This is a genomic window from Flavobacterium arundinis, from assembly GCF_038289855.1.
Lineage (GTDB): Bacteria > Bacteroidota > Bacteroidia > Flavobacteriales > Flavobacteriaceae > Flavobacterium > Flavobacterium arundinis.
In genome coordinates, this window is sequence record NZ_JBBYHR010000007.1 from 1 (window position 1) to 16,003 (window position 16,003).

Below are 16,003 nucleotides of genomic sequence, written 5' to 3' on the forward strand. Positions count from 1 at the left end.
GACATAATAAGATAAGACAATGAAGAAATTATATATTACCCTTAGTTTTATGCTCGCCACTATGGCAGTAACGGCACAGGATAACAAAGACCTGGAAGCAGCCGACAAGCTGTATGCCCGTTACGAATACGTGGATGCAGCAAAGGCCTATGAAAAGCTGGACAAGAAAGACACCTACGTTTACGGGCAGATAGCCGACAGCTACTACAATGTATTCAACAGCAAGGAAGCCGTAAAATGGTACCCAAAAGCCATTGAAGGCAGCACGGACGCCGAAGTTTACTGGCGCTATGCCCAGATGCTGAAAGCCGAAGGCAAGTATGAGGAAGCCAATGCACAAATGCAGAAATTTGCATCAATGGCCCCAAGTGACACCAGGGCGGTGGAGTTCAAAAAAGACCCGAACTACCTTCCAAAGTTAAGGAACCAGGCGAAGCTTTATGATGAGAAAGCCCTGGATATCAACGACAAGAAATACGGTTCCTTCGGGGCAGTGCTTGCCGATGACAACACGCTGTACTTTACCAGCGCGAGGAATACCGCACGCAGGAACTACGGATGGAGCGAAGAGCCTTTCCTTGACCTGTACACAGCAACCTACAATGCCAATGGTACCTATAGCGAGCCGGCACTATTGCCGGAGGTGAACAGCCGCTACCATGACGGCCCGGCATCGGTAACCGCCGATGGCAACACCATGTACTTCTCGAGCGAGAGCTTTAAGGAGCGCAAGCAGTACGAAAGGGACAAGGAAAACAACCTTAAGCTGGGGCAAGTCTATTTGTATATGGCTACCAAAGAGAATGGCAAATGGGGCAATATAGAACCAGTACCGTTCAACAACCAGAAATGGTCAACCGGCAACCCGGCCATCAGTAAAGACGGCAAGACATTATACTTCTCATCAGACAGGGAAGGCACACTGGGTGGCAACGATATCTGGAAAGTAGAAGTGACGGGCAAGAACACGTATGGCGAGCCGGTGAACCTTGGCCCGAAAGTGAACACCACAGGACGCGAGAGCTTCCCGTTCATCACCGATGACAACAAACTGTTCTTCTCTTCGGATGGCCACAAAGGCTTTGGTTCACTCGATGTATTTATGATCGACCTGAATAAAGGCACCGATGCCATCAACGTAGGGGCTCCTGTAAACGGCCCTAAGGATGACTTCGCCTTTACCTTCAATACCAAGAACAACATTGGCTTCTTCTCCTCAAACCGTGACGGGTTCGACAAGATCTACAGCGCAACACCATTATGTGCAGTAGAGGCGATCGTACAGGTAAGGGACAAAAAGACCATGCAGCCAATTGCGGGTGCAAGGGTAGCGATACTTGACGAAAAGAACAACGTGATCGAGACCAGGACAGCTGATGCAAAAGGTATGGTGACCTACAATGTAGACTGCAACAGGGGCTACGGGCTTCAGGGCAGTATGGAGAAATACAGCAACGGCACAGCGAAGATACCTGCGGGCAAAGGCCCACAGGCCAACATAAACCTTGATCTTGAGCCGATCATAGTAGTTCCGGACCAGCCGGTAATCGTGCTTGACGATGTATTCTTCGAGTTCAACAAAAGCAACATCACCAAAGAGGGCGCATTTGTACTGGACAACTTAGTAGAGACACTGAAAAAATACCCTGAGCTTGTGATCATGGTAAAATCGCACACGGATAGCCGTGGCAGCGACAAATACAACATGGCGCTGTCTAACCGCAGGGCGAAATCAACCGTGCAGTATGTGATCTCCAAAGGCATCGCCAAGGAGCGCATCTCCGGTGAAGGCTATGGTGAGAGCCAGCCTAAGGTTGCCTGCACCGAATGTACCGAAGAGCAGCACGCACAAAACCGCCGCTCAGAGTTCATTATCGTGAAGAAATAAGCTTTACAAACCAACCAATACCTTAAAGCGGTTCCATACGGAGCCGCTTTTTTTGTAGCCTCACCCCTCCCGATAGCTATCGGGACCTCTCCGAAGGAGAGGGGCAGCTTCACTCGGGCGGAATGCATTGACTATAAATTATCTCGTAAATATGAAGTTTATACAATTATGTAGCTGCGTGAGCGATGGAAGCGGCATCCCCGTAGCCTGCGGAGGGATACAGCGGACAGCGCGGCCCTGTGGTGGCATTAGAAGGGGAGGGACACGCCCAAAAAAACTACTGGTTATCGCTTTGGTACCATTCGGCAAAAGAAGTATCTGTTTCCTGTAGCCTTAAGGAATGGAGGCTGATAGTGGAAGGCAGGCGTTGATTTGCTTGCCGAAGAATAGTTAGATTCCGAAAATTTAAGTTATTAAATTCGAGTAAGGCACTAATAAGATTTTTATAAAACAGTTTAAGTTATTTTAATGCCTCAGGATCGTTTTTTATGACAGCACCGCCAAACAATATTCCCTAAAGTAATAAAGCGGTTTTCGGCGCTTAAAAACGCTTTTGAGAGCATGCCTGAACGCTGTTTGTATAGCACGAACAATAACAATCGTAAATTTTTTAAATATTTTGCACGTGGTTGGATGTAATACTTAGCTATTCTGATTAACGAATCTGCTGTACTTCTGGTTATACAGCCTTATCCATGCAATTAAAAAGATCCGCCGGTAAGATTCAATAAAGCAGGGAACTCTACTCAGGAAATACAGCAAGTTTGATAGATAAACGGAATTGTTTATGCATAAAAAAAACGGGACCGTCAGGCCCCGTTTTGTTTTATTATAATTCAGTTATTAATTTGCTGCAATATTGTCTATTTGCATTGTTGTAGTAACTGTTCCGCCTCCGTAGTATTCAAATACAATGAAGCCATTTCCTGTTACTGTGGCAGGAATAGTATAGGTGCCGGCAGTTGTAAAACTAGGTTGTGACTGGCCACTGGCCGGGTAGGTTAATCCTGTGAACTGCGAAGTAATGTCTACAAAATCAGCTACATTAAAAGCTGTACGTGGAATATATGTTCCTGCATCGGCGCGGTATACCCTTAGGCACTGGCCTGCCATATAACGGATCTCTTTGTCAAATGTGAATGTAGATGCATTATCAAAGTTTACAGGAACAAAGAAATACGTTTTAGCATCAACTCCTGCATTACCGGAACCGTTGAATGAGGTCATTTCAATATACTCGTTGTTTGAGAATGATTTTAACTGCCAGTACCTTCCGCCTGTAGTGTAGTCATTTACATATTTCGGGAAAGTAGTCAGGCCTGCTGTGTACGTTTCAAAATCCTCTATAAATGATCCGGAATAAGCTATTGCAGTACCACCTAATGCAGAAGCACTGTTCTCTATCGGAGTAAACCTTGGCTGGTCAAGTTTGATATCCGATTCATAACGTGCTACAAACTGATAGGTATCAAGGAATTTAGTCAGTACACCCCTTACTTTTCCTGAACCTTCAGGGATTTTCTTTCCAGAGAAGTTAGCAAAGCTGCTGGTCCTGAAAACAATTTTATTGCCCTCCCCATCTATAAGGTAGTGGTTGGTAGCACCGCCAATAGTTTGCGGGTTGCTGCCATTTGCAGTAGGTGCATTGTCGTCGTAAAGGTTATATCCGAAAGAGTCCTCAAGAAACTCCACATTATCAAGCTCGATCAGCCTGTTGATGTTTGCGTCGTTAAGCGCCTGTGCAACGGTCATGTGCTTTACAAGCCTGTTTTCATGAACGGTATCGCAGGTTTTTACAAATATTTTTTCTTTATAAAGTTGCTCAGGAATCCTTCCTACCTGGTTTTCAAAAAGGGTACCGATCTCCAGTGAACCAAAATCTTTTGCAATATAAAGGTCCTTAAGTTTTACAAATACTTTTACGCCGGGAACAAAACCTTCGGTAAACAGACCCGGCCTGTCTATAGAGATGCTGAAAGCTACCGGTTCTGTGCCGTCTGTAGGAAGTGTCTGAAGTGAAACTACCTTGAAGAAAGCGCCCCTTTCGTCACTTGATGTGATGTAGGCTTCTATAATATCATCCTGAGTATATTGCGTTGGGGTTTCGGTAGAAATACCGATTATTTCCGCTACAGTTTTTGTAGAGGTAAGCCCTGGGTCGATACAACCCGTATTTGGCGCATCATAATCATCGTCATTGGCGCATCCGGTCAGTAAGCCTGCCGATAAGGCGCCTATCAATAAGTATTTAGAGAATTTCATAGTCTTTTTTATTAAAATAGTTTAACGTTGTCAATCTGATATGCACCGTCCAGTGTAGTATCTGTTCCTGAACCGGTTACCCTGAAGGCTATGTAAACGTTGCCTGAAAATGCAGAAAGGTTAACCTGTCCTGATGACACGAACTCATACCAGTCGTTGGCCTGTGTTGGCAGAGTAGCAGTTACAGGGGTCCATGTAGCAGCAGCAACATCAGTGCCATCAAAATTTGTAGACACCAATACCTCAAGCTTGTTTGCAGGAGAGTCTAAGTGGTGCTGTGCAGCAACAAAGGTAAGTTTTTTGGCAGAACCGTCGATGTTGATCGCCGGGGAGATAAGCCAGCCCACATTCACAGGGTTACCGGAATTGAAAGTACTGAACTCTGCGTACCCGTTACCACTAAATACCTGCTCTGTCCATTTTGTAGTACCCTGCGATGCAAAGTTTGTCCATCCTGTAATGTCAAGAGGTGTGTTATCAACTGCCTCATCAAAATTTTGTGAGAAGATAACTTCATCCAAAGGCGGTGTATGGAAATCATCATCGCTTACACAGCCTGTAGCAAGCAGTGCTGCAAAGGCGCCGAATAGTATTGTTTTGATATTTTTCATAGTTTTTTAATTAAAAGTTGATGTACAGGTTAAGGAAATAAGTCCTTCCGTAACCGTAGAAATATTTAGGCCCAAAAGAAGGCGTACCGCTTGATACATCCTGGTTTAATTGTTGGAAATTCGCATTACGTGCCTGTTCGAAACCGCCCGTTTTATAAACTACGTCAAATACGTTATTAACGTTTGCAAAAACACCTACAGTATTTTGTCCTATCCTCCATGATTTACCTCCTGAAAGGTTAACCAGGGTAAAGCTGTCAAATTTCTCCTGTTTAAGCAATTGCCTTGCCCTTGCAGTTGTAGCATCATCAAAAGTTGTGCCCGGCGCTGCAGGATTTTCAAAGAAGTTTGAAGTCCTTAATAACGCAGAAATGTCCATATAATTGTTTGCAAGGTAGTTAGCGTTAGCACCTACCCACCAGAATTTAGGGTCGCGGTATTCAGCACCAAGAGAGAAAGCCTGTTGCGGGGTACCCGGAAGCTTGTAATCTTTAAGGTAAGCATGGCCAAAGTCAACAGTAGTGTTAGGGTTTAGTATAACATCTGTACCATCGCCATTTGTTGTAAGCGCGGCAAGTGCATCATTGTTGATGCTTACGTTAGGGTTATTCGTATAGGTATACTGGCCGATAGCGGCAGATCCCATAACTTTTATTGTAGAAGTAATCTGGTACTCGATACCAAGTTCACCACCCATCATTTGTTTGTTTATGCCTGTCACAGTTTCAGCTACGAAAGCATTTGAATCTGCCGAATCCGATCCGTCGAATACACCTTCGCCAAAGAAGAACGACGTTTCGGTAGAATTCTGGATTGTTGAATAGAACCCTGTAAGCCTTGCTTTAAGCTTTGGTGTCCTTATAACATAGCTCGCATCAACGCTTGATATGATCTCGCTGCCCAATCCGTCTACGATGTTGTTGTTAAGCCTTGCATTCGGGAATGTATTCCTAAGTGTAGGTGCTTTTGTCATACGAACGCCATTGAATACAAGCATGTTCCTGCCGTCAATTTTGTAAGTAAGCCCACCTTTAAAGCCATAATTCTCAAAATTAGCCTTTGCACTTTTACCAAATGAATTGTTGGCATAAAGCCCGTTCCTGTAAAGGCCTTCCCTTTGATAGTCAGAGCGTGAAAATTCCTGTGCAAGATAGAAATCCACTTTTTTGTATGAGAACCTGAATTGCGTAAACGCGCTTATTGTATTGGCAAACAAGTTATAGTTATAACCGTAAGTATCGCCCACACCTACAGTCCTGTTAGGATTGTTAAGATCCGGCTGAGAGAAGTCACCTGTATAGAAATTATCGAAATCTTCAAAGAACTGTCCGCCTAAAAGGTCAAGAAGGTTTTGGAAGTTATGCGATTTTACATGCTTGTATGTAACACCTCCATTAAGAGTAATGTTGTCTGATAACTGGGAGTGAAGAATCGAGTTGGCAGTAAGTGTTTTATCATCTGTCCTGTCTTCGTACAATACATAAGCGCTACGGCCATTAGAAGTGTTCTTGTTAGCGGCGTAAAGCGCATCCCAGTTGATCTGCCTGTTAGTTAAAAAAGTTGCATTGGCAGCATTGGTAACATAAGGCTCCTGGTCGCCTACATAATTGCCTGCATCATCATAAGTAGATGTAAAGAAACTTGGCAGGTTCCTGTAGTATGTCGGATCCGGGTTTGGTGCATTTTGGAAATCCAGCCTGCTGTTGCCTATCTTACCAAACTGGTAAGCAACGTTTGTGTTAAGGCTGTTTTTTTCGTTTATTTCCCAGAAGTGGCTCAGCATAAGGATTGGCTCCTCAACATCTTTATCGCGCGAATTCCTTTTTTTACCATCCTGGTAACCCCAGTATGAGTTGTATTTTTCACCGGCAAGGTCATTTACTTCCTTAGTGTTCGGTGAGTTTTTACCCCTGCTGTTTTGTGCATAGATACCTGTGAAGTTGATACTGTGCGAATCGTTTATTTTCTTTTCGATACTCATGAATAATGAGTTGGCACTATAATCAGTACCTTCAAAGTTACCTTCTACAGCCCACCTTCTTGAACCTGAAACTACATAAGCCCATCCGTTAGCATTCATACCGGAAGCATAAGTAGCCATAGCCCTCCAGTTGTAGTTAGTGTTTGTTCCTGAGAACGAGATCCTTGCACCCGGCCTGAAAATAGAGGCCCTTGTGTTTATTTCCTGTGTACCTAGTATGCTTCCGAAAGTGTAATCTGATGGTGCAGAGCCCATTGTAAATTCCTGGTTACGCGTGGCGTCGTTAAGCCCGCCCCAGTTGCTCCATTGTGGCCTTCCGTCATAAAGCTTGTTCATTACCACACCATTTATCATGGTAGTACCATACTCGTTATCAAGGCCTCTTATCCTGAAACGCGCCTGTCCCCAGTTGAAAGCCGCAGCCTGCTGGTAGGTGTCTCTTGATGCCTGCAGAAGTCCGGCAGTGTTTTCAGAGCCGCTGTTATCATCACCAAGGTCGTTGTCGGTAATGGTAATTAAGCTCAATTGCTGCTCAGAGGTAATGTCCTCATCAAGCGATACAACGCCAAGGTCAAGCGGCTGTCCGGCCACGATCTCAAGCGTGAACGTTTGTGAAACGTACCCTGCACTGCTTACCACAATGGCTTCGTTGCCTGCGGGGGCGTTTTCAAAAATAAAGACACCTTCTGCATTTGTTAGCGCCGTCTGGTTTGTGCTTTGCAATGTGGCAACCACATTTTCCAGAGGCTTCTGCGATTTAGAATCGACTACTTTACCTTGTACTGATGCAGTCTCCTGTGCCCAGGCACAAAAAACCTGCATTACAAATAAAAGACTGATTACTAGTTTTTTCATAAATAAATTTAGATTAGTTCTCTTTTCTGCTAAGTTAAAAATTTCTTAACGGGCGCAAATGTACATCATTTAGAAATATTATTTACTTTTGGCATCGCAATTGTTATAAAAGTTGACATAAAATTAATATTTGTTACATATGATAAAAAGATCTGTTTGGTTGGTGCTGGTGATGTTAGCCGTATTTACGGCTTCTGCTCAGGACAAAAAGTTTAAAGTGCATACTATCGCATTTTATAATATTGAGAACCTGTTTGATACGATAAACGACCCCACAATAAATGATGAGGAGTGGCTTAGGGATGGCAGGCAAAAGTGGACCACCAAAAAGTACAAGAAGAAACTGGCTAACCTGTCCAGGGTTCTTGCAGAAATAGGTACGGGAGAAAACCCGGAACCGCCTACTATAATAGGTATGGCAGAGATAGAAAACCGTGGCGTTCTTGAAGACCTGCTGAAACAGCCGGCGCTTGTTAATAAGGATTACGGCATCATTCACTTCGACTCTCCGGATAAAAGGGGGATCGACGTTGGCCTTTTTTACAACAAGAAACACTTTAAGCCAACGAGTTACATCAACATTCCGCTTATTATACGAAATGGCTATATTGCCGAAGTAGAGCAAAATGAAGCGACCAAGGAAAGCGGCGATGGTAAAGTAACAGCAGAATATACCGGAAGGATATTTACCCGCGACCAGCTGCTTGTTACCGGACTGCTTGATGGCGAAGAAGTACATTTTATAGTAAACCACTGGCCTTCGCGCTCTGGTGGCGAAAAAAAGAGCAGTCCCAACCGTGAAGCAGCAGCTGCCCTTAACAGAAAGATAATAGATTCTTTATACAAGATAAACCCAAACACCAAGGTGATAACTATGGGCGACCTTAACGACGGGCCCTACAATAATAGTATCAAGAAAGTTTTGGGCGCCAAAGGCAAAAAAGATGAAGTGAAGCAGGGTGGCTTGTTTAACCCGATGGAGGATATGGCCCATAAAGGTATTGGTACAATAGGCTATCGTGATGCATGGGATATTTTTGACCAGATGATCCTGACTGAGCCGCTTATCAGGAAAGATTATAGTTCCTTCCGTTTCTGGAAAGCCGGGGTGTATAATAAAACTTACCTCACGCAGGCTACAGGGCAGTACAAGGGCTATCCGCTGCGAAACTCGAACGGCGAGGTTGGTTTCAGCGACCACTTCCCGGTATACGTCTACCTTATAAAGCAGATGCAATAAATAGATAGAAGATACGAAGGCCAGCGAAAGCTGGCTTTTTTATTTTGAAAATACAAATAGGGATAGCGGTTATCCGGCATGAGTGAAGCTGTTCCCCTCTCTTTTGGAGAGAGCTTAGGGGTGAGGCCTGTGAGAGAAGGCCAGAGGCAGTATGTATTTTCATTCCTCGTGACTTTTATCATATTTTTTAATTGATAACTCCGTACCTTAGTAGTACTAAAATCGTATTGCTATGTCTTTGCTAAAACCATTCAACCTCAATAAATGGATCGATGATAACCGCCACCTGCTCAAACCCCCGGTTGGAAATAAGAATATCTATCCGCTGTCGGACGATTATATCGTAATGGTCGTGGCCGGACCCAATGCCCGCAAGGATTATCATTATAATGAGACAGAAGAGTTATTTTACCAACTGGAAGGCTCTATTAAAGTAATAGTACAGCACGAAGGCGAGCGTAAGGAAATGGAACTTAATGCCGGCGATATGTACATGCATCCCGGAAAAGTACCGCATTCTCCGGTACGGAGCGAAGGTTCAATAGGGCTGGTGATAGAACGCGTCCGGGCAGGTAAAGGCTTTACAGATGGCCTGCTGTGGTTCTGCGAAAACTGCAACCACAAGTTACACGAGGTTTTCTTTGAACTGAAAGATATTGAGAAAGACTTCCTGCCGCATTACAAGCATTTTTATAATTCGGAAGAGTTACGCACCTGCGATAAATGCGGACATGTTATGGAAACTGACCCACGATATACAGTTTAGTTGTTTAGAGTTTAGAGTTCGGGGTTGCCATTCAGGGGCGATTTAGAGATTTAGCACAGCTACGTCTCATGTATTGTTTGCTTATTTTACACATCTTCATTAATTGACAGGGCAAACGTGCCTGTGTGTTTTATAAAAGTTTTTAGCCACGAATTACACAAATTTTCACAAATTGCGCTGTCACCTGATTTTTCATTGTTTAAAATGATTGAAGGAATGTAAAAAATTAGTGGAAATTTGTGTAATTCGTGGCTAAATTTTTTGATGCATTTGCTCTGTATTAGTCCGACTGTTCATAATAAATATCACTTTTAATACCTACCTTTGCAGCGCAAAAAAATTCATTAATGGACGATTCGCATCCCGATAGTAAAGAACATTTAATCACCGGATAAGGAATTGCCGCGCAGTTCTTTGTCCAAAAAGAACTGCATTTCAATGATCACATTCTACAAAAACGGCAACGGGATTGAAGTTGCTGAAAATGCTTCCAAAAGCATCTGGATAAACACTACAGAGCCTACACTTTCTGAAACTGCCTACTTGCTTGAGGAGCTCCGGGTGCCGGAGGCTTTCTATAACGATATTGAGGATATGGACGAACGCCCCCGCATCGAAACAGAAGACGGGTGGACGCTTATCGTATTGCGAATCCCTTACCGGACAGAAGATGTTAAGCTGCCCTACAGCACTGCGCCATTAGGGCTTATATTTGGAAAGGGTATATTTATATCACTCTGCTTCACTAAAAATGACCTTCTGCCGGATTTTATTACTTATACGCAGCGCAAGCAGGTTACAATTACTAATGATTATGACCTGGTACTGAAGCTGCTTCTTTCCGCCAGTGTATGGTACCAAAAATATCTCAAACAAATCAACCAACGTATCAAGGTGGCTGAGAACAGCCTTGAACAGTCCATTCGTAATGAAGACCTCCAGGCACTCCTGCAACTGGAAAAGTGCCTTGTATATTTCATTACTTCATTAAAGGGGAACGATACCCTTTTTTACAGGATAAGGAATTTGCGGAACTACAATAGCACTTTCGACCAGGACTTGCTGGAAGATGTTGATATCGAACTCAAGCAGGCGCAGGACAGCGCTAACATATACAGTAATATCCTTTCAGGAATGATGGATGCCTATGCTTCGGTAATATCCAACAACCTGAATATCATTATGAAGAAACTGACATCAATCTCCATAATACTGATGATCCCTACCTTTATAGCCAGTATGTACGGAATGAACGTGCCTAATGCATTGGAAAACAACCCCTACGGCCTGTGGATAATCCTGTTTATCTCGCTTATAATATCCGGGATCAGCGTTTATATGTTCAAGAAGAAAAAACTGTTTTAATAAAGGTTCCGGGTTTTGGAGTTGGGTTCCTGGTTGGCCATACAGTACGGAATTAAAGCGTAGCATTACTACGTCTCATATTAAATTGATCGTTCAGTAACCCATTCTGCGAAGCAGAAACTCTAAGACCTCCCTTCCTTTCTGAAACCCTCTGCGAACCTCTGTGCCTTCTCTGTGCACCTCCGTGGTATAACTTAATTCTGAGAAGCAGAATAATTTTGCACTTCTTTGCGGTATAGCCATTACATCTTTACATAATAATTAGCCAACAATCACTTAATGCCATAATCCCGATAGCTATCGGGACAAAAACACAAAAAAACCATATCTTTGTGCAAAATAACATTAAACTATAAAAAAGTTACAATGGCAACACTTACAGACCAGTTTGGTATACAGGAAGTCCTGGCAAAACTAGGCATTCAGGAACTTAATGAAGGAACATCCACCGGAAGCAACAGCTTTGCAAACGGTAAAATAATAGAATCGTATTCGCCGGTAGACGGTACGCTTATCGCGAAAGTAAAAGCATCTACTGCCGATGATTACCAAGCGGCTATGGCGAAAGCCGAAGAAGCTTTTAAAACATGGAGGCTGGTGCCTGCACCAAAACGCGGCGAGATAGTGCGCCAGATGGGCGACGAGCTTCGCAAATTTAAAGAGCCTCTTGGACAGCTTGTTTCGTATGAAATGGGCAAAAGCCTTACCGAAGGGCTTGGCGAGGTTCAGGAAATGATCGATATCTGCGACTTTGCAGTAGGATTGTCACGCCAGCTGTACGGACTTACAATGCATAGCGAAAGGCCGATGCACAGGATGTATGAGCAGTGGCACCCGTTTGGTGTTGTGGGCATCATCTCGGCATTCAACTTTCCGGTAGCGGTATGGAGCTGGAACTCTATGCTGGCCTGGATATGCGGTGACGTGTGTATCTGGAAGCCAAGCTCTAAAACGCCATTATGCGGAATTGCCTGCCAGAACATCATCAGGAATGTATTGGAAAGAAACAATGTGCCGGAAGGCGTTAGCTGCCTTGTGACAGGTAACGAGTCGGGCGACTTAATAAATAACGACAAGCGTATTCCTTTGGTATCCTTTACAGGATCTACAAGGATAGGCCGCCACGTATCTAAAACTGTGGCTGAGCGTTTTGGCAATACCATTCTTGAGTTAGGTGGTAACAACGCCATCATCGTGTCAGAACATGCCGATATCTCTATGGTATTGGTAGGCGCGGTATTCGGTGCTGTAGGTACTGCCGGACAAAGGTGTACCTCTACCCGCAGGCTTATCATCCACGAAAGTGTGTATGACAAAACCGTTGAAGTACTGAAAAATGCTTACGGCCAGCTGAAAATAGGTAACCCGTTAGACAGCAATAACCACGTGGGCCCGCTTATAGACAAAGGCGCGGTACAGGATTACCTGAACGCTATCGAAAAAGCAAAACAGGAAGGTGGCAAAATAATAGTTGACGGCGGTGTGATGGAAGGCGAAGGCTACGAAAGCGGCTGCTATGTGAAGCCGTGCATCATCGAGGCAGAGAACCACTTCCACATCGTTCAGGAAGAGACATTCGCTCCGATACTTTACATCATGAAATACAGCACTATAGAGCAGGCAATCGAATTGCAGAATGGCGTGCCTCAAGGGCTTTCATCATCAATTTTCACTAACAATATGCGCGAGATGGAATTGTTCCTTTCGCAGGCAGGTTCGGACTGTGGTATTGCCAACGTGAACATCGGTACTTCAGGTGCTGAGATCGGTGGAGCATTTGGTGGTGAGAAAGAAACTGGCGGTGGTCGCGAGAGCGGATCTGATGCCTGGAAAGCTTACATGAGGAGGCAGACCAACACCATCAACTACGGTACGCAACTGCCATTGGCACAGGGCATCCGTTTTGATCTTTAATTGAGAATATACCATACAAACAAGGGCTGTCTAAAATTTAGGCAGCCCTTGTTTTTTATAAATCTGTTGAGTTTCTGACAAATTCACCAAAGAAAGACTACTACCACGGCGTGTCTCCGTAATCACTAAAGAACTTGCCGGTAGGTCCTTCATCATCAATGGTGGCATATTTCACAATAGGTGCCGCAGCCTCTTCAACGGTCTTATAGCCGGTGTGATTGTTGAAATCCGTTGCAGTGTAACCCGGGTTCACGCTGTTCACTTTAAAGTTGGTATCCCTAAGCTCATAGGCCAGTATAACGGTATACATGTTCAGTGCGGCTTTGGAAGAATTGTAGGCCACAGGCTTAACCTCATAGTGCCGTGATTCGGGGTCTGAATTGAAGCCCAGCGAGCCCAGATCGCTCGATACATTTACAATCCTCGGAGTATCCGACTTTTTCAACAATGGCAAAAATGCCTGGGTGACTTCGATCAGTCCGAAAAAGTTGGTATCAAAAACGGTGCGAAGGTTTTCCTGGGAAACACTGCCTGCTTCCTGAGGATAGCTGCCCGGAATCCCGGCATTATTGATAAGCACATTGAGATGCGTAATTTTTTGGGAAAGCTCCTCTGCCGCATTGGTGATGGATTCTGCATCGGTAACTTCCAATGCAATAGCCTCTACGTCATCAAATCCTGCTGCTTTTAGTTCGTTTACCGCCTTCTCACCTCTTTCTTTATCCCTGCTTCCAATGAACACTCTATATCCTTGCTGAAGTAGTTGCTTAGCTGTCTCAAAACCGATGCTTTTGTTGGCACCGGTTATTAATGCTGTTTTTCTCATTTATATTGTTTTAAAATTTCAATACAAAGTTGAGGTAAAGTCGGGATTTAAATTTTGCCATTTGGCAAAAACTATAATATTGCCGGAAATTTTATCTGTGAGAGTAAGCTCGACTGAGTGAAGCTGCTCCCTCTCCTTGGGTGAGGGGCAGGGGATGAGGCCTATATATTCTTCCTTATCCTGCTCAACGACGACTGCGTAATGCTAAGGTAAGATGCCAGCGCCGATAATGGTATTCTGTTAGCAAGCCCGGGCCACCGCTTCAGAAATGCCTCGTAGCGTTCGGTAGCATCCTGGGTAAGCATAACGGCGCTTGCACCGGCTTTGAAAGAAAGCGCCTGTGTAGCGATTTTAGTAAATATTTCATTCCACGCAATTATCGTATCTGCGAGGTATTTAAAATCTTCTTTTTCGAAAACGATAAGGTGGCAATCTGTAACTGCTTCGGTATATACCGACGAGGGAATTTCATTGTAAAAGCTGTCAAGGTCGACTATAAACGCGCCCTCCACCAAAAAATACCGTGTAAAATCCTCGCCGCCCTTCCCGTAATAACACAGCCGGATTACACCATCGGTCAGGTAGCCTACCTGCTTTGCGATCTTGCCCGCCTCATGAAAATAATCGCCTTTTTTTACATGTAGCTCCGTAGCGTGGTGCTTTATCAGTTCAATTTGCTGGGGGTTGAGGCTGCCATATTGCAGCAATTTATTGATGAGTTCGTCCATATCACAAAGGTAAACATTGATTCGCTGCTGACTTTTACCATTTGGCAAAAAGTTATTTACGCAACGCAACCATAAGAGAATTCCTGCATCTTATAAGAGATCAAAAAAATTGAATCAGTAGTGTTTTATTTCCCCCAGGAAAGAAGGATTTCGAAAGATGTCCTTCTTCTCTTTTCACCTTGATCAATGCTTCCTCATGCGCCAAGATCTTCCTTGCGCTCTTTCGAAGATTGACTAATAAGGGAGCAGTTGCTTCAGCACTTACTTTAAGTAAACAAAAGGACCGCCCAATTATGGAACGGCCTGCAGATAAATTAGTGGTCATTAAAAGTTTACTCGCCTGTTATTAGGCCATCTACCAGATTCATACTCTTCAATATAGTATTCCTCATTCTCAGCAGTACCAAATTCGATTACTTTTCCAGTTTCATTTTCGACAAGAAATGGTGCGTTTCCAGCTACAGCATATTTATCATCTCCGGTTTCTATCAATTTTTTACTGGTGTAAAAGAATATATGTCCGTAGGATTTTTTAATGGTTACTTCGTGCCCAATTATAAGGTCAATACCAGATTCTTTTTCGATTTTCTTGATGTAATCTTCCGCAATTGTTATCATTTCATTTTCTGTCAACATAATAATTAAATTTTAATTCGTTTTTAAATATTTAAATTGAAGGTAGCCATTTAGATTAGCTTTTCCAGTTATTGTTTGACTATCAATAAATAAAAGGACTCCATCTTTTTTTACAACATTAAACACGTGGCCTGGAATATACGGCCCCTTATATCCGTATATGATTCCTCTCTCCCTTCATTCATTACATTTTTAAGTGATGGTATTTTATATTGTAAAAATGACCTCTTATAAATTTTTTCTAATTTGAAAATATCTTGAATTTTTGATGGTTCTACAATCCTAATCTTCCCAGTACTTAAAAATTCTTCAACAGCTTCAACAACGTTCACACAATTGGTATCCGAAATTTGCACTATTCTTCCATCCACCACATGATGATTAAAATATTTCATGGCCTCATCAAGGTGTTCAAAGGCTTCTTCCGGTTTTATATTTGAAAGTCGCTTTAATCCAGCTTGAAATTCTTCCACGGTCATTGTCGTACGAATACCGATATCCTCGGCCATTCCCGCAATTTCCTGCATCTCCCTGATAACCCTATCAATATCAGCAGCCTCTTCTGTAGTGGTAGCCGTTTTCCGTAACGCCTCTTCATACTTCAGTATTTTCCCGGCACTTCTTCGCAGATTGACCAATATGGAAGCAGTTGCTTCAGCCCCTAAAGTTAGTAATTCTAAATAAAATAAGGTTTCCCAAATTGCATTGCCAAGCTCGGTATCTCTTAACCCTGTTAATTTTAGCAGGGTACTTGTTGTACCAAAAGTAATAGACATAACACCCGAAGCGCCTTTTACATATCTAAGTATATTGCCGGCCTTCTTGCTGATAGGAAATTCGTATTGTTATCAAATGTTGCCGAAAATAAAAAAGAGAAGCTGCCATGTCCCACAGGCAGCTTCTCAAAAAATAAATATGGACGGAATAAAGT

General features: G+C 43.4%; 12 protein-coding genes and 1 pseudogene. 5 read left to right on the forward strand and 8 right to left on the reverse strand.

All coding sequences use genetic code 11. The annotated features are described in order from the left end of the window. Positions 1-19 precede the first annotated feature (19 nt). On the forward strand, positions 20-1,888 hold the full coding sequence (locus AAEO56_RS12575; RefSeq protein WP_341697420.1) for an OmpA family protein: 1,869 nt from the start codon (positions 20-22) through the stop codon (positions 1,886-1,888). 277 nt (positions 1,889-2,165) lie between these two features. Here the strand turns inward: AAEO56_RS12575 and AAEO56_RS12580 are convergent. From AAEO56_RS12580 to AAEO56_RS12595, 4 genes and pseudogenes are all read right to left on the reverse strand, one after another. Then, positions 2,166-2,255: pseudogene (locus AAEO56_RS12580) on the reverse strand (6-carboxytetrahydropterin synthase QueD); the annotation flags it as partial. Positions 2,256-2,731: 476 nt separating this feature from the next. Beyond that, positions 2,732-4,150, reverse strand: coding sequence for a DUF5689 domain-containing protein (locus AAEO56_RS12585; protein ID WP_341697421.1), 1,419 nt, complete (start codon positions 4,148-4,150; stop codon positions 2,732-2,734). A gap of 11 nt (positions 4,151-4,161) precedes the next feature. After that, positions 4,162-4,761: a choice-of-anchor J domain-containing protein gene (locus AAEO56_RS12590; protein WP_341697422.1), complete on the reverse strand. Its 600-nt coding sequence runs from the start codon at positions 4,759-4,761 to the stop codon at positions 4,162-4,164. A 10-nt stretch (positions 4,762-4,771) separates the two neighbouring features. Continuing rightward, entirely contained in the window at positions 4,772-7,597 is a 2,826-nt protein-coding gene (locus AAEO56_RS12595) for a TonB-dependent receptor (RefSeq protein ID WP_341697423.1), read from the reverse strand. Positions 7,598-7,736: 139 nt separating this feature from the next. On the opposite strand from AAEO56_RS12595, the gene AAEO56_RS12600 reads away from it, so the two are divergent. The 4 genes from AAEO56_RS12600 (at position 7,737) to amaB (ending at position 12,882) form a co-directional block, all read left to right on the forward strand. Next, a complete protein-coding gene (locus AAEO56_RS12600; RefSeq protein ID WP_341697424.1) occupies positions 7,737-8,837 on the forward strand; it encodes an endonuclease/exonuclease/phosphatase family protein in 1,101 nt (366 codons plus the stop codon). A 232-nt stretch (positions 8,838-9,069) separates the two neighbouring features. Continuing rightward, entirely contained in the window at positions 9,070-9,603 is a 534-nt protein-coding gene (locus AAEO56_RS12605) for a 3-hydroxyanthranilate 3,4-dioxygenase (protein ID WP_341697425.1), read from the forward strand. A 438-nt stretch (positions 9,604-10,041) separates the two neighbouring features. Further along, positions 10,042-10,968, forward strand: a complete 927-nt coding sequence (locus tag AAEO56_RS12610; RefSeq protein WP_341697426.1) for a magnesium transporter CorA family protein — start codon at positions 10,042-10,044, stop codon at positions 10,966-10,968. A gap of 366 nt (positions 10,969-11,334) precedes the next feature. Then, the gene (gene amaB / locus AAEO56_RS12615; protein WP_341697427.1) at positions 11,335-12,882 is read left to right on the forward strand and encodes an L-piperidine-6-carboxylate dehydrogenase; all 1,548 of its coding nucleotides are present in this window, start codon (positions 11,335-11,337) and stop codon (positions 12,880-12,882) included. A 100-nt stretch (positions 12,883-12,982) separates the two neighbouring features. Here the strand turns inward: amaB and AAEO56_RS12620 are convergent, their stop codons facing one another. The 4 genes from AAEO56_RS12620 to AAEO56_RS12635 all read right to left on the reverse strand — a co-directional run bounded on the left by AAEO56_RS12620 (position 12,983) and on the right by AAEO56_RS12635 (position 15,848). Further along, positions 12,983-13,708 (reverse strand): SDR family oxidoreductase, encoded by a 726-nt coding sequence (locus tag AAEO56_RS12620; protein WP_341697428.1) that lies wholly within the window; start codon positions 13,706-13,708, stop codon positions 12,983-12,985. A 161-nt stretch (positions 13,709-13,869) separates the two neighbouring features. Next, positions 13,870-14,436 (reverse strand): Crp/Fnr family transcriptional regulator, encoded by a 567-nt coding sequence (locus tag AAEO56_RS12625; protein WP_341697429.1) that lies wholly within the window; start codon positions 14,434-14,436, stop codon positions 13,870-13,872. Between the two features lie 324 nt (positions 14,437-14,760). Then, positions 14,761-15,072, reverse strand: a complete 312-nt coding sequence (locus tag AAEO56_RS12630) for a hypothetical protein (protein ID WP_341697430.1) — start codon at positions 15,070-15,072, stop codon at positions 14,761-14,763. Between the two features lie 110 nt (positions 15,073-15,182). Continuing rightward, positions 15,183-15,848 carry a hypothetical protein gene (locus tag AAEO56_RS12635; protein WP_341697431.1) on the reverse strand — a complete coding sequence of 222 codons (666 nt, stop codon included), beginning with the start codon at positions 15,846-15,848 and terminating at the stop codon, positions 15,183-15,185. Between the last annotated feature and the right edge of the window lie 155 nt (positions 15,849-16,003).